This is a genomic window from Rubidibacter lacunae KORDI 51-2, assembly GCF_000473895.1.
GTDB lineage: Bacteria > Cyanobacteriota > Cyanobacteriia > Cyanobacteriales > Rubidibacteraceae > Rubidibacter > Rubidibacter lacunae.
In genome coordinates, this window is the sequence record NZ_ASSJ01000047.1 from 80,876 (window position 1) to 94,157 (window position 13,282).

General features: G+C 48.3%; 15 protein-coding genes. 7 read left to right on the top strand and 8 right to left on the bottom strand.

Annotated elements, in window-relative coordinates; translation table 11 throughout:
- The first annotated feature begins 6 nt into the window (after positions 1 to 6).
- Positions 7 to 354 (top strand): hypothetical protein, encoded by a 348-nt coding sequence (locus KR51_RS20630; RefSeq protein WP_156915032.1) that lies wholly within the window; start codon positions 7 to 9, stop codon positions 352 to 354.
- Between the two features lie 224 nt (positions 355 to 578).
- On the opposite strand, the gene KR51_RS21250 is transcribed toward KR51_RS20630, so the two are convergent.
- The 3 genes from KR51_RS21250 to KR51_RS08225 form a co-directional block, all read right to left on the bottom strand.
- Positions 579 to 773 carry a nitrous oxide-stimulated promoter gene (locus KR51_RS21250; protein WP_022606686.1) on the bottom strand — a complete coding sequence of 65 codons (195 nt, stop codon included), beginning with the start codon at positions 771 to 773 and terminating at the stop codon, positions 579 to 581.
- On the bottom strand, positions 770 to 1,645 hold the full coding sequence (locus tag KR51_RS08220; RefSeq protein WP_022606688.1) for a three-Cys-motif partner protein TcmP: 876 nt from the start codon (positions 1,643 to 1,645) through the stop codon (positions 770 to 772). The genes KR51_RS21250 and KR51_RS08220 overlap by 4 nt, the downstream gene beginning before the upstream one ends.
- Positions 1,646 to 1,730: 85 nt before the next feature.
- On the bottom strand, positions 1,731 to 2,450 hold the full coding sequence (locus KR51_RS08225; RefSeq protein ID WP_022606690.1) for a DUF5131 family protein: 720 nt from the start codon (positions 2,448 to 2,450) through the stop codon (positions 1,731 to 1,733).
- Between the two features lie 494 nt (positions 2,451 to 2,944).
- Between KR51_RS08225 and KR51_RS08230 the strand changes: the two genes are divergently transcribed.
- Positions 2,945 to 3,364, top strand: coding sequence for a hypothetical protein (locus tag KR51_RS08230; protein WP_156915033.1), 420 nt, complete (start codon positions 2,945 to 2,947; stop codon positions 3,362 to 3,364).
- 605 nt (positions 3,365 to 3,969) lie between these two features.
- Here KR51_RS08230 and KR51_RS08235 read toward each other — a convergent pair.
- Positions 3,970 to 4,353, bottom strand: a complete 384-nt coding sequence (locus tag KR51_RS08235) for a hypothetical protein (RefSeq protein WP_040655634.1) — start codon at positions 4,351 to 4,353, stop codon at positions 3,970 to 3,972.
- A 590-nt stretch (positions 4,354 to 4,943) separates the two neighbouring features.
- The gene (locus KR51_RS08240; protein ID WP_198016732.1) at positions 4,944 to 5,918 is read right to left on the bottom strand and encodes a LysR family transcriptional regulator; all 975 of its coding nucleotides are present in this window, start codon (positions 5,916 to 5,918) and stop codon (positions 4,944 to 4,946) included.
- A 78-nt stretch (positions 5,919 to 5,996) separates the two neighbouring features.
- Between KR51_RS08240 and KR51_RS08245 the strand changes: the two genes are divergently transcribed.
- The 4 genes from KR51_RS08245 to KR51_RS08255 all read left to right on the top strand — a co-directional run bounded on the left by KR51_RS08245 (position 5,997) and on the right by KR51_RS08255 (position 8,041).
- The gene (locus tag KR51_RS08245) at positions 5,997 to 6,539 is read left to right on the top strand and encodes a redoxin domain-containing protein (protein ID WP_022606704.1); all 543 of its coding nucleotides are present in this window, start codon (positions 5,997 to 5,999) and stop codon (positions 6,537 to 6,539) included.
- Between the two features lie 59 nt (positions 6,540 to 6,598).
- Positions 6,599 to 6,979: a hypothetical protein gene (locus KR51_RS08250; RefSeq protein WP_022606707.1), complete on the top strand. Its 381-nt coding sequence runs from the start codon at positions 6,599 to 6,601 to the stop codon at positions 6,977 to 6,979.
- A gap of 79 nt (positions 6,980 to 7,058) precedes the next feature.
- Positions 7,059 to 7,469 carry an MAPEG family protein gene (locus KR51_RS18245; RefSeq protein WP_022606709.1) on the top strand — a complete coding sequence of 137 codons (411 nt, stop codon included), beginning with the start codon at positions 7,059 to 7,061 and terminating at the stop codon, positions 7,467 to 7,469.
- A 221-nt stretch (positions 7,470 to 7,690) separates the two neighbouring features.
- A complete protein-coding gene (locus tag KR51_RS08255; protein ID WP_051358124.1) occupies positions 7,691 to 8,041 on the top strand; it encodes a GNAT family N-acetyltransferase in 351 nt (116 codons plus the stop codon).
- A 1,231-nt stretch (positions 8,042 to 9,272) separates the two neighbouring features.
- On the opposite strand, the gene KR51_RS19515 is transcribed toward KR51_RS08255, so the two are convergent.
- Both KR51_RS19515 and KR51_RS08270 read right to left on the bottom strand, forming a co-directional pair.
- On the bottom strand, positions 9,273 to 9,470 hold the full coding sequence (locus KR51_RS19515) for a hypothetical protein (RefSeq protein ID WP_040655670.1): 198 nt from the start codon (positions 9,468 to 9,470) through the stop codon (positions 9,273 to 9,275).
- A gap of 860 nt (positions 9,471 to 10,330) precedes the next feature.
- A complete protein-coding gene (locus KR51_RS08270) occupies positions 10,331 to 10,570 on the bottom strand; it encodes a hypothetical protein (RefSeq protein WP_022606713.1) in 240 nt (79 codons plus the stop codon).
- A 676-nt stretch (positions 10,571 to 11,246) separates the two neighbouring features.
- On the opposite strand from KR51_RS08270, the gene KR51_RS08275 reads away from it, so the two are divergent.
- Positions 11,247 to 11,645, top strand: a complete 399-nt coding sequence (locus KR51_RS08275) for a hypothetical protein (RefSeq protein ID WP_022606715.1) — start codon at positions 11,247 to 11,249, stop codon at positions 11,643 to 11,645.
- Positions 11,646 to 11,703: 58 nt separating this feature from the next.
- Here KR51_RS08275 and gatB read toward each other — a convergent pair whose 3' ends face one another.
- Positions 11,704 to 13,197, bottom strand: coding sequence for an Asp-tRNA(Asn)/Glu-tRNA(Gln) amidotransferase subunit GatB (gene gatB / locus KR51_RS08280; protein WP_022606717.1), 1,494 nt, complete (start codon positions 13,195 to 13,197; stop codon positions 11,704 to 11,706).
- Positions 13,198 to 13,282: the final 85 nt, after the last annotated feature.

Sequence of the window (13,282 nt, forward strand, 5' to 3'; positions counted from 1 at the left end):
TTACTAGTGATTACACTACTATGTGGAATGGCAATATATGATCCGTATTTTCATCCACCCCATATTTATATTTTTCTCGCACTTGTTTTCTTTAATGGTTTAGTGTTTTCTTCTATAATAGGTATGCCCTCATTATTGGTTGGGGTAAGCGTTGAGTCTGCTGCCAATCTAGCAATCGCAGTTCTAGTTGGGTTGGTTCAGTGGTTTTTTATTCATCAAGTTGGTAGGTTCTGGTTACTGAATTGGCAAAATCATAAATGGTATTGGAAGCCACTATTCCCAATATTGCTTGTTGGTTATTATGTAATTACTGGATCGCTATCTATATCTTTACTTGCCTTAGCCGTGGATTGATTCTAGAGAAAATAATCCTCCTTTCTGCATATGGTTTAACGGCTATTTTTGAGTTACATATTTTTCGATTCTATATTTTTAGGTGTTTTTTTCCTAACATACTCTTGCAGTGGACGCGAAGGCGTAGGGATCGGTGTTTTCCGAAAGATGGTCTCACGCCGCTGAAGGCAACCGTTAGGCTTTCGCCCATTCTCCTCAGTTTCAGTCTCAGTTGAAGAGTTATTTCAGGTGTTGGCTTGTTGGGAAGCGATCTGTTGCTCTTCCACCAAGTAAGCCACCGCTAGCTTAACTCGGCGCAGGAGCAGACGGTCGGTACTGAACCTATAAGGCCTTCTGAACCTGCCGCGGCTTGCCTTCTGGACGTTATGCGTGGGGACATGGTTGCAGGTTGTCTGTTGAAGTCGAAAGACTATCTTCATAGGTCTCTCAATCTTTCGTATCGATTAAAGATCTCATTGGTGATTTTGATAGCTATCTGATTGTGACTCGCTAAACATAAAGCATACAACACAGAGTTTGTCGAGTTTCGCATGAGTACAGGTCTACTAACATGAGGGAAGAGTGATCGCAGCTGTTCTGCATACAAACTTGCAAGCCATACAGCCTGAATTGTGTCACGACTCAATGTAGGCTCCATTGGATTTCCAAAGATGTCTAATTGGACCCCCGGAGGCTCACGGTAGATTTGGGCAATCCAGTTTGTACTACCCATAACATTACTCAATTGCTCTATCACTTCTGGATCAGGGTTTTGATCTTTGGGGAGAAGGCGGGTAACACCCATGACTGAGAAATTTACAAAAATATCGCATGTTTTAGTATTTGCCAGTTTCCTCACTGTTTTCCAATCCACTTGCAAACCATAAGGATCTAGAAAAACAAATGCTCGTTGCTTCGATTCGTAGGGAAGTTGCGGAACGATTTCATTACGCAAAACTTCATTGCAGTTGCCCAGGCGTACATCAATTACACAATCTGGAAATTCCTTGCGCAGCCCTTGCACACGCTCTATGCGTCGAGGGGAAACATCTACGAACCAGTAACCATCAAATTGAGGCTCTGTTTGCAAGGCACGTAAGGGAGAGCCATCAATATAGCGTTGCTCATCCTCTTTTGCCCTGGGTCTAACGGAGCCTGCAAAAGCATCTATATAGTAGTAAGCTCTAAGCCAACTTTTCTTCTGTTCATTCATTATGACAGAGTAAGCCTTGAGGTACTTCGCTAGTAGATCTAACTTTTCCTCCGACCACTGTCCAATAAAATCCTCACCTTCGTTCGCAAGTCGACTCATGGTTAGGCTCTCTTTATTTAGAAGAAATTAAATATTTCTTTTCTAACCTATCAGACTTTCGATATCTAGAAATCTTCTGTTTTTGTCACTTATTGATATGGTCATACCAAACGGATGGCATTTCATCCCAGATTTTATCATCAAGTATCCTGCCACCAGCTTTTGAGTGATGTCCTCCCCACTGTTTGAAGAAGAAGGCAACCTGGGCTTTTCGTGTTTGACACAAAATATTTTTAACCCACTCTGGATTCATAGAACGATGTTGGTACCCAGACTCACCGCCAACAATTACCCAATCAATTCCCTCTAAGTTTAGGTTCAGTGAACCTAAAAGAGGTTCGCATGAAAGAAAGCGGACTTTTGCTGGCACTTGTCTCAACGCATCAATTCTGTGAGTATATTGCTGACTCTCTACAGATACACCAACCCAGATGTTCTCAGACCATTCAAGCTCAGACGCTAATTCTGCCATGTTCTTATCACGCTTAGTCAGAACCTGATATATGTGCCAGGGCGTCTCTCGCATTACCGCGAAAATCTTTTGCAAATATGCAAAAGGCACATCTTTATGAAAAAGGTCACTCATGGAATTAACAAAAATACGACTAGGAGTTCGCCACTTCCTTGGCTGCTCCAATCGCTCTGGATGTAGTGTCAGCTTAAAACCTTGTGGAAAGCTCTTAGGAAACCGCTCTGTCAGGGCTTCAGCGTAGCAGTGCCGACAACCCGGGCTCACCTTATTACAACCAGTGGTGGGATTCCAGGTTTTATCAGTCCATTCAATACCAGTGTTAGTACTTGACATTTTTCTAGTAAATACCTTCTAGAACTGATTGTAAACATTATAGTACAAATATTCTGGTCGGACTCCAAGTTCTACACAATTCTTTGGTTGCATTCATATTTCAAGCAGTAGCGACATCGCATAACACTGCGTTGGTGCGGATATAATGGAGGTTGTTGGCGAGGGTTAAGATCTTGCCTCCCGCCGCGCAACTTCCCGTTATGTTACCTGAAGCATCATTGCAGCTCGATCGCGAAACTATTGTCAAGTTCATCGACGCCAGCGTGAATGACCACGCTGAGGCTGAATGACTACTGGAACCGAATTGGGCGAAACCATCTTTGACAATTAGCCACCACGGACAGAAAGTGAATTGGCATCTGTAATCAAAAAACACAACGTCATCCGAATGTCCACATACCAAAAAAAGCACCGGACCGGAAAATCCGGGCGTGTTGAAGCGGATAATCACTTGTAGCTGCCCGGTCATTTTGGGAGTTATGTGGTGGACAGTAGTGCGTGATCTATGGACACAATTGGGCTGCCTATTCAACGATGTCGATGACCACGACAACGGCACACTTTCAGATATCTTCATTGAAGACCTATCTGGATCTGAAGTCGGTGAAATTTACGGATGGCTTCGTTCTCACTCCGAAATCTACTCAGAAAAAGGTCCTCCAACCCTTTGGCATCGGGAACGGCAATGTGATGTACCAATCACTGAACTCGACGCACCAGCACAATTAGTCGTAAACGGGGTTGCGGAGTCATTCCGACATGGGTTGGTGAATCTTGCGTTCGCTGGTACCCACATTCCAGATCTCACCGTTGCAGTGTACCCAGATGAAATCCAGCTTGACTATCAAATGGGGCTCTACTGGGGGCCGTCGCAACTTTCTGCTTTGTTCGAATTCCTCTGGGCCATCCAATAGATGGCTCCGTCTGCTACACTGTCTCAAGCTGCTGAAGGTGACACAGTACGGTCACAACTATTCTCGGATGTTTGGCGTCAATTCAGACTGCACAGAACAGCCACATAACAATCAGTTGCACCGGAGTCGCGGGCCGCGCGGCTTTTGCATATGAACGTTGTTCGCCGAGACCCGGTGAACAGAGATGTTAGGCTTTCGCCTGTTCTCCTCAGTTTCAGTCTGAGTTGAAGAGTTATTTAAGGGGTTGGCTTTTTGGGAAGCGATCGGTTATTCTCCCAGCAAATGAGCCCCTGCTAACCCTAATTGGGCGGTGGAGCCGAGGGTCGAAACTCAATCATCTTGGTTTTCTGAAACTGCCGGGGCTCACCTCCAAAACGTTAGGTTGTGGCTTTGTGCTCAGGACACTTCACCGAATTGACGGAAAGTAATTGCTACTGCACGCAACTCTCCAACTTGTTCTTCCAGATTGTTAATTGCGTTTCTAAGCCTTTCCTTTTAACCCATCTGGCCAATAGACGCACTCCAGGAATATCAATCCCTTCTCCAAGTCCAAGAAGTAAATTCACGAGAGTTTGAAAAATAAGTTTGAGAGGTGTCCTGGAAGTTTATTTAGCAATTTCATATTCATCGAGGATGGCACCAATTTTGACCACAAATAGACCGAGCAGTCGCTGGCATTTTACAAACTCTGCCCCTGGAACAGGTATGCGGCTAAATCCTGGAATAGTCCTATCCTTCAGAGAAAGTCTTTCACACTGACTTTTGAATTCTCTCAATGCTCCACAATGTCCTCCAGTTGAAGCATTCTGAACAAGTCTGGCAGCTTCTTCTACGTCAGCATCTCCTCTTTCTGCTACTCTCAGGATGTTAGTGAGAGAAGCCGCCTCCTCAACTACTTTTTCGAGAAAATCAGCCTTTTCGGCTTTTGACTTTCTCATATAGCTCCACACATCAACAAGTGCAGATATAGCCTCTGTTAATATGCTCACAGTACTTGTTTCCTTTGATATCCAGGATTGGCCTTTCTTTCTCTCAAATATATTACCTTTCCTTAGCTCAGACAGTTTAAGGGCTTCAGGAGCTTTGGTGTCGGATCAGCACTGCCTAACCCTCAGCGCAGCGGATGTGATGGTTAATGCAGTGGATTTCTTCAAGTTCCCAGCAACGCCGCTGGCTTCAAAGACGTTAGGCTTTCGCTCGTTCTCCTCAGTTTCAGTCTCAGTTGAAGAGTTTTTTTAGGGGTTGGCTTGTTGGGAAGCGATCGGTTATGTTTCTGTTTGTGCACCAGTGTGTACCTAACTCAGCGCTGGAGGCGACAGTAGGAACTCATTTCCCTGGATCTAAAGCCCCTGCAGCAGCTCGGCTTCTGAACATTAGCTGTCTATTGCAGCATGCTGGGGTAACACACTAAAAACCTTATCGGACGAAGGTTTGTCACTTAGAGCTTTAATGGCTGCAATGCTCATCATGTCTTACTTTCAGCTGATTTTTTCCAAAGCATGTCAGGCAGACTTACCCTTTCGCGTCGGGAAGAGAGTTTTGAGAAATATGATGGCAGCTGTGTTCATGATAACCGACATCATTCTTTCATTGACTCCCAATTGTGACTGCTAGCAAAGCGGCAAAACTGTTCGATGAGATCTGAATTTTGGTGTTTGCGCCACTTAATTCCGATCGTCCGCTGAAAATCCAAATCTACAATGGGAAGATATGTAATCTCAGTGAGTCTGCGCCAATAGGGCATAATGCTGATGCCTAATCCCGCTCTCACCAAAGAGATAACCCATTCTTCATGACTAGCACGATAGACAACTTTAGGGTGGACATTTGCAGCACTCAAAATTTGGCATTCCTGCTGGAAAAATTCACAATTGACGCGATCGATAAAGGGCTGTCCATCTAGTTCAGCGAGCCGAATAGAAGCTCGTTGAGCAAAGGAATGGCTGGGTGGTACAGCTAACCATAAGGGCTGCCGGAACAGCGTTGTTGAGGTCTGGGACTCGTCCTGAACGGCTGAGTTGCTGCTGGGGCGAAGGCTTAAGACAGTGATTGCCACATCAATGTCTCCCTGCTCCAACCCTTCCCGCAGGGTATCCAAGGTGCCGTCGTGCAGTTCGATCGCCACATTCGGGTGGTAGTGCTGGAACCCGCAGACGAAATCGGCTAGATCGGCAACCCGCATCGTTCCCAGAACGCCCACTCGCAAGATTGGCTGGTTATGAAATCCCTTCATTTCATGCAAGGCCGCATGGTACTGCTCCACGATCGCCGTTGCCCTCTCTAGGAACGATCGCCCTGCGGCTGTTAAGACCGTGCGTCGCCCTCCTCGCTCAAAGAGCGTCACGCCTAATTCTTGCTCCAGCTTCTTAATGCCTGTTGATAAAGAAGGTTGAGAAAGGTAAAGCCGCTCGGCTGCGCGTGAAAAATTACCTGTTTCCGCAATCGTCAAAAAATAGCGCACTTGATAGAGATCCATAATATTGACGTTGCCTATAGCTTCTATTGTGATTATAGCCTTGCTCAATAGTTTAGCGTACAACATCATAAGTGACATGGAAGTCAGAGACGGGTTTAATCAATCCCTACTCTCGCTAATAACACGAAAGGTTTTAATCATTGGAGGCAGCACGCAATGACCGCTAAAGCTCACAAAAAAACCATAACCAGGCCGATCGTGGGCAAACCGTCTCCGCCGCTGGAGGTGAACGCATTGGGCGGAGGGGTTTGGAAATTAGGTGAGCAAAGGCCTGGACATTACACAATGGTTGTCTTCTATCGAGGTTCGCATTGTCCCATTTGCCAACAATACATTACCGACCTGGATCGAAAGCTAGATGTCTTTGTAAGGTTGGGCGTAAGCGCGATCGCCATCAGTGGTGATACGGAAGAAAGAGCCAAACACTTCCAAGAAAAAGGCCATCTTCAACAGGTCACGATCGGCTATGGCTTACCCCCTGAAGTAATGTGTCGTTGGGGACTCTATTTGAGCCGGAGACATTTTGAGGATGAACCGACATTGTTCTGTGAACCTGCTTTGTTTCTAGTCAAACCCGATACCTGCTTGTATTTCGCCAATATTGGCACACATCCCTTCTCACGAGTCAGTTTTGATTTCCTACAGCAAGGACTGGAGTACATCATTCCCCGCAACTATCCCTTTCGTGGCACCGAATGAGAATAAAAAATGGTTTCGCAACATCCTTAGATCGGTTAATCACTCATTGGAAGTCTATCATGAGCAACATCCGTTTTGTTACAGGTTTCACGCACGGATTCATTGACTACGCAGGTGCCTTTATCTTAGTCACAGTTCCTGTGATTGCCAATTTTCAAGCAACCTCACCGGTGGCATTTTGGCTGTCCATTGGAGCAGGTTTGGCGTTGTCAACTTACAGCCTTTTAACTGATTATGCCCTCAGTCTGAAGAAATTAATCCCACTGAAATTGCATCTTTTTTTAGACATGTTTGCCAGTGTAATGTTTTTGATTGTGCCGTTCTTATTCGGATTTGAAGGACTGGTGAAATGGTTTTTCCTAGCCAATGGCGTTTTAGTTTTAGTTGCGGTTATTTTGACAGATGACCGTCCTGTCAATCGTTCGGTCTCACTGAATTGAGATGAGGCGATCGCCAAAGATAGATCATGGCGATCGCCTGTAGAAAAGTCACCCTTTAAGTTGAACAAGGAGAAAATCGATGAATGGACCCCTATTTTACTTAGCTGCCAGTGGAATACTTTGCGTATTACTATGGACTCCCTATATCCTGAACCGAGTTTTTGTCTGGGGGATTCCAGCCTTTGCCAGTAACTATCCCAGCAAAAAATTTCCAGCTGAAGTACCCGCCATTCCGGTTTGGGCAGAGCGTGCTCGACGCGCCCATCTCAATATGGTAGAGACCCTGCCAGCCTTTGCGTCTGTGGTGCTAGCTGCATATCTGACTGATGCCAACAACAGTTCCGTTGCTAGTTGGGCGGCAGTCTTCTTCTGGGCACGGATATTCCATGCCAGTGTCTATATACTTGGTGTGCCTTACTTGCGGACACCAATCTATCTGATCTCTTGGGCGGCTGTGCTGATGATTGGTGCTACGGTTATTTTAAGGTAGTTGAACTAAATAGTTGAGATCGTCATGGATGCGATCGTCGAAGATGCCCCTTGGGCGATCGCACTAGGTTTTATAAACCTCCGTTTAAAAGGTTTGTCAGACAGTAATACATGAATCGTATTGAATACATAAAGCTTGATAAAATCAATCCCAAAGAGTTTGTAGAATTACTCAATAAGTAAAAGGTTAGAGAACATTTAATAGCTCATCAGTTGTTTGACATGGAGACAGTAAAAGCGTGGATAGAGACAAAAATTGAGGCCGATTCCTCTCCGGGGTGTAAAGTGCGGGCTGTTGTTGTAAATCAGCAACTTGCTGGTTGGTGTGGAATACAACTTGAAGGCGAAAAATATGAAATTGCAATTGTCATTGATAATAGCTATTGGGGTCTGGGACGAAAAATATTTCGTGAAATAATGGTCTGGGCAAAAGATTTTGGTCATACAACGGTTTTTATACACTTACTTTATTCACGACAAGAATATAAGTTTTTACGAAAAATCTCTAAAAATGTGTATGAAAGCAAGCTTTTTGGTAACAAATTCAGAACTTATGAGATATCAATATCATAGAATTGCTTGGTGAGAATAGACACTACGGATCAATACCTGCTGCTGAGCTCATCGCGATGTACATATAGAGGGAAAACGAAATATATGGAGTTTGTCATATCGGAGCCTTGACAATAGCTAGATAAAATAGTTGGTCTTTAGATGGTTGTGGTTAGAGGTTTCGGGACGGTGTTATTGGGATTTTTCGATTGCTAAGCTAATCGTTTCGAGCTTGGCGAGATCGCAGCCCATACAATCTTGGCAGGTTTCAAGAAAAATCGAAAAGCACCCCAAGGTTTTGCATTAGAGGCGAAACCTCTCTACCCAATTCACTGCAAGGGACATCCGACGATTTTGTAATTAAAGCTGGATTTGCGATCGGCACTGAGTTCTGACCCTTAAACTTTCGGCCGTTTTCCTCAGCTTTCGTCTCGACAAATTGTTTGTTTAAGAGTTGGCTTATTGGGAAGCGATCGGTTATCCTTGCGATACGCGAACCACTGCGAACCTATCTGGGAACTGGAGCCAAAAGTAGATCTCAATCCTCTCGGCTTTTGCCCTGTCTGCGGCTCAGTTTCTGAACGTTCGGAGGTCATACAGAGCCTTTGCTCTTAAACTATGGAGAAACCAAATGATCTGATACACAATTCTCGGCACTAACGATCTCGAGCGAGCCGCGAGGTTTTACGATGAATTGCTCAAGGTTTGTGGCGCATCGCGATTAATGGAACTAGATGGATTTATATTGTGGGGCACATCGTTAGATCGAGCGTGCGTCGCCTTAGTTAAACCATTCGATGGAGAAGCAGCTTCTGTTGGCAATGGCGTGATGGTAGCTATTCGGTCGTCCTCGCGGGACGAAGTCAATGCACTTTACAACAAGGCGATAGATCTGGGCGCTGCAGACGAGGGTGCTCCGGGTGAACGCATGGAAGGTTTTATGCAGGATACTTTCGCGACCTCGACGGAAATAAGCTGAACGCTTTTGTATCGGGCTAGCAGCACGACTACGGTAAATGCAGCGTAGCCTAAGAGACCATTTGAAAATCCTCATTACATGTAAGAAAACCCACACCGTCTAAGCTCTTGCTACTGAAACGACAGCACCGTGTGAGCCATCCCTCGGCATTGACGGCGATCGCTTCACTCAGTTTGACCGAGGAAATAAGGTCTCAATATGGCAACCGCCGAGGGAGTTGCTACTGCAACCCCACGCAAAAAACCTATGGGTTATCGTTCGCGCATGTGGTTGCTAATCGATAACCCAAGAACCGTGATCGCGCCAATGTTGTTCGCAGAGGGCGTGCTGGAGGTCGGTCGAGCTGATGTAACCGTTGGCGATCGCCAGCGCTCCCAAATGCAGGCGAGTGCGAGATTGTTGCTCGATAAGGTCCTGCAACTGCTCGGCGGTAAGAACTTTGCGGCGCAGAAGAATCTGTCCTAACTTCATGAGCGGTGCAATGCCCAAAACACTACCTAAACGCGTCTGAGTGGAGTTCCTGCAAGCGGTTGCTGGAGTATCTTTGACTCGTTTTCGATTGTGCGAGCGGTAAACTTTCGACGAAACTCCTGCAAACATATCGCCCCGATCGCGTTACGTTATGCCGATTGCCGTTTCATACCAGCTCGAAGAGGGTCGGTCTAGTCGGTATTTGCTAGTCGGTATCTACAGGGCGTTGCCGGATGTAGCCTGCGTGCGCCTCCATCTCAGGCGAGGCGCACGCGTGCTCTAGCGATAAAATCGCCTGCTGCTTGGAGCGAGGGTGTTGCCGAGACGCACCGTGGGACGACTGCCCGTCCTCAAGACTGGAGTCGCGACCTTCTAAATTCCAGTAAAGTCATTAGGCCGCAGTAGGTTTGGTGTAGGGGTCGAAGCGAAACGGTAACGCCACGAATACACCCCCTTTAATAGCTCGGTATGCTAGACATCTGGCGTGTCAATGTATCGGCGCTAGAACTCACCGCGCTTCATGCGATCGCTGTTCTTGAAAGGAGAACAATAGGTGTAGTACATCCTCGGAATCGCATGGGTGCACTACCTCGTAGCCAGATGCGAGGTAAATGCGAAGCAGCAGCCTACCAAGATTGGTGTTTAACTGCTTGAAGCTCGCGACCTGAGGACAGACACTAGTGCTTCAAACTACGCACGCTAGTGGATAGTTTACAGGAGTTTCAGGAGATGTGTCAGCCAGTCAGGCTCGCGCCTGCTTTGACTAAAGCAAGTCAATAGACTTTGAGTTCTATTCCTGCAGGCGTAACGACCTCGGTCGGCAGGAAACTACTGCGATGAATTCGGTGGGTTAATCCCGGTTAATCCCAGTCAAACTCTAAGAGAGCACCACCAAGCAGTTCGCGGATAGTTCTGCGCAGGGTCAGGATTTCTGCTTGGCTGACTTCGCCGTCGGCTTGGATGAAGCTGCGGATGGCTTGCAGTTCGCCTGCAGAGAGCTTGCCGTCAGCGAGGGAGCGTTCGATAAGCTTTTTAAGTCGATCTAAGTGTTCGCGCTCTTCCGGACTAATCTCCTGGTTTTTCTCGCTTCCAATCTCCACAGATCGACTCCTTTGTCGTTGGTTTTCTTGTTGAGTTGGGTGGCTGCTGCGAGCAGGGGTCTTGCTACCATTTAAAGCGATGTTGCAGAGCGCTGTCCAGCCTTCCGTTACAAAAGGTCGTGGAAGCTATCGAGCGCAGTTTGGGGCTTGCTATCGCTGCCTCCCACCAGATCGGCAACCTGGCATCAAGGAGCGATCGCCTTTCGATGGCGACGATAAAGTCTATCGCAGCAGTTGCCACAAAGTTTCGCAGTGACAGCATCCATTTTTCAGCACCTTGCCAGATTGTGGTTTCCCCCCGCACGACAGCCGATTTGCACTGAAGATATCGAGCAATCGACCTACCAGTAGTATTTCTACTCATTGTTCTGACAATCCCTTTGGAAGGCTCGACAAATTACAGTTGAGTATCAAGGTTTCCCGACTGGTTTGTACGATTCCCCACATAGGTTCCAGACGAATGTCTGCAGGTACTCGACGATCGAGCTGACGAATTTTCTGCGATCGAATGGTCCAATAATGGCTCGTCAACGCGGACGAATTTTATTTATTCTCCCAAATAGTAAGGGCGCGATTGTTCGTGCACCCGAACTGACGTGAGGGAAGTGGACTCCATATGAGGTTGCGCCGGTCGCTAAGATGGACTTGCAAAGGAATGGATGCCCCGGTCTGGCGCATGTTTGGAACCTTTCAGCAAAGTCACATCCGCATCGAAATCGAGGCGACCGCAGCGGCAATCCGCGACAGCCTAACGCGTCCGAGCTGTCTGCAAGAATGGCTGTGGCCCCAGCGCTTGCAAGCCGACCTGCCCGAACGGCTTCATCCCGGGCTGCACTTCACCAGTTGGTTAGGCCCCGTCGCGATCGAACACGATGTCGAAGTCGTGACCGATCTCGCCCTCCGCATGTTGCTCAACAAAGGCATCGACGGCTTTCACGAATGGCATTGGGGCGACGGTTGGGTGCAGTCGCGCCTCGAAGGCATCTCGCTGCTGCCCCTCAATCTCGGGCAGACCCTATCGCTTATGAAGCTGCGGGAATACATCACCCAAGGCGATGGCGACCTCGCCGCTTGAGCGCGCGGCTGCAACGCATCGCCGCGCGACTTACAAAAGGGCCGCGATCGGCGAATGGCTAGCCGTTGCCCTTCAGCTTGGCGGTCAGGATTTTATTGGCTAGCTTCGGGTCTGCCCGACCGCCCGTTGCCTTCATCATCTGTCCCACGAAGAATCCCTGCAGCTTCGTTTTGCCATTGCGGAACTGCTCGACTTTGTCCGGATTCGCCGCCAGCAACTCGTCCACGACTCGCTCCAACTCAGATGGGTCCGAGATCTGGGTTAGCCCCTTGCTCTCGACCAGCTTCTCGGCCGAACCGCCTTCAGTTAACAACTCTGGCAAGATCTCTTTTGCGATCTTCCCGCTGATCGTGCCCTTGGCAATCAGTTGTACCAACTCTGCCAGCGTCGCCGGCGTCAGCGCGATATCCGCGATCGCCAGCTTGTTGTTGTTGAGGTATGCTGCCACATCCTGAGTTACCCAATTGGCCGCTTGCTTGGCGTCTGCTCCGGCTGCCACCGCTGTCTCGAAGTACTCTGCCACCAAGCGATCGTCCGTCAGCACCCGCGCGTCATACACCGACAGCCCCAAAGACTTGGCATAGCGATCGCGCTTCTTTGCAGGCAGTTCGGGCAACTCGGCTGTCCAGGTATCCAGTTGCTCGGTAGTAATTTCCAGCGGCGGAATGTCTGGCTCTGGAAAGTAACGGTAGTCACTCGAACCTTCCTTCTTGCGCATGCTCGTCGTGCGTTGCTTGCCCTCATCCCACAGGCGCGTCTCTTGCACGATGTCCTCGCCGCTTTCGATTGCCTTGACTTGGCGCGCGATTTCGTAGTCGATCGCCTTTTGGATCGCGCTAAACGAGTTCATGTTCTTGATTTCCACTTTCGTGCCGAACTTGCTCGCTCCTTTGGGGCGCACCGACACGTTCACGTCGCAGCGCAGCGATCCTTCTTGCATATTGCCGTCACCCACGCCGAGGTAGCGGACCGTCCGTTGAAGCTCCTGGGCGTACTCCGCTGCTTCTTCCCCGGTGCGAATATCCGGCTCCGAGACAATCTCCATCAGCGGCACACCGCCACGGTTGTAGTCCACCAGTGAGTGGGTCGAGCCCGACAGGCGATCGCTTCCCACGTGCACCAACTTCCCCGCATCTTCTTCCATATGCAAGCGCGCGATCTCGATGCGTTTGGAGGTTGCCTTCCCTGACTGCTTGTCGTACAGCTCGATCGTCAAATGCCCGTGCTCGGCGATCGGCATGTCGTATTGAGAAATCTGATAGCTTTTCGGCAAATCGGGGTAGAAGTATTGTTTGCGATCGAACTTGCTGTACCGTGCGATCTCGCAATTTAGCGCCAAGCCCATCTTCACCGAGGACTCGTAGACGCTCCGATTGAGCACCGGCAAAACTCCGGGGTAGCCCAAACATACCGGACAAACATTGGTATTAGGAGGTGCTCCGAATTCGGTAGAGCAACTGCAAAAAATCTTTGATGCGGTGTTGAGTTGGCAGTGGGTCTCCAACCCAATGACGGCCTCGTACTCGGTCTTAACAGGTGCAGCAGCAGTCATAGTCGCAACGGAGTGTGCTGAGAATGCCCTCATTGTATCGCCGCGATTCTGCCCGAGCTGTGCAACAATCCGGTGTCGCCGTTGG

Bases quoted from the DNA above. Each gene is read 5' to 3' on its own strand.
- KR51_RS21250 (WP_022606686.1), bottom strand. From the start codon at position 773: ATGAAGATAGTCTTTCGACTTCAACAGACAACCTGCAACCATGTCCCC.
- KR51_RS08220 (WP_022606688.1), bottom strand. From the start codon at position 1,645: ATGAGTCGACTTGCGAACGAAGGTGAGGATTTTATTGGACAGTGGTCG.
- KR51_RS08225 (WP_022606690.1), bottom strand. From the start codon at position 2,450: ATGTCAAGTACTAACACTGGTATTGAATGGACTGATAAAACCTGGAAT.
- KR51_RS08240 (WP_198016732.1), bottom strand. From the start codon at position 5,918: ATGTCACTTATGATGTTGTACGCTAAACTATTGAGCAAGGCTATAATC.
- KR51_RS08245 (WP_022606704.1), top strand. From the start codon at position 5,997: ATGACCGCTAAAGCTCACAAAAAAACCATAACCAGGCCGATCGTGGGC.
- KR51_RS08250 (WP_022606707.1), top strand. From the start codon at position 6,599: ATGAGCAACATCCGTTTTGTTACAGGTTTCACGCACGGATTCATTGAC.
- KR51_RS18245 (WP_022606709.1), top strand. From the start codon at position 7,059: ATGAATGGACCCCTATTTTACTTAGCTGCCAGTGGAATACTTTGCGTA.
- KR51_RS08255 (WP_051358124.1), top strand. From the start codon at position 7,691: ATGGAGACAGTAAAAGCGTGGATAGAGACAAAAATTGAGGCCGATTCC.
- KR51_RS19515 (WP_040655670.1), bottom strand. From the start codon at position 9,470: ATGAAGTTAGGACAGATTCTTCTGCGCCGCAAAGTTCTTACCGCCGAG.
- KR51_RS08275 (WP_022606715.1), top strand. From the start codon at position 11,247: ATGTTTGGAACCTTTCAGCAAAGTCACATCCGCATCGAAATCGAGGCG.
- gatB (WP_022606717.1), bottom strand. From the start codon at position 13,197: ATGACTGCTGCTGCACCTGTTAAGACCGAGTACGAGGCCGTCATTGGG.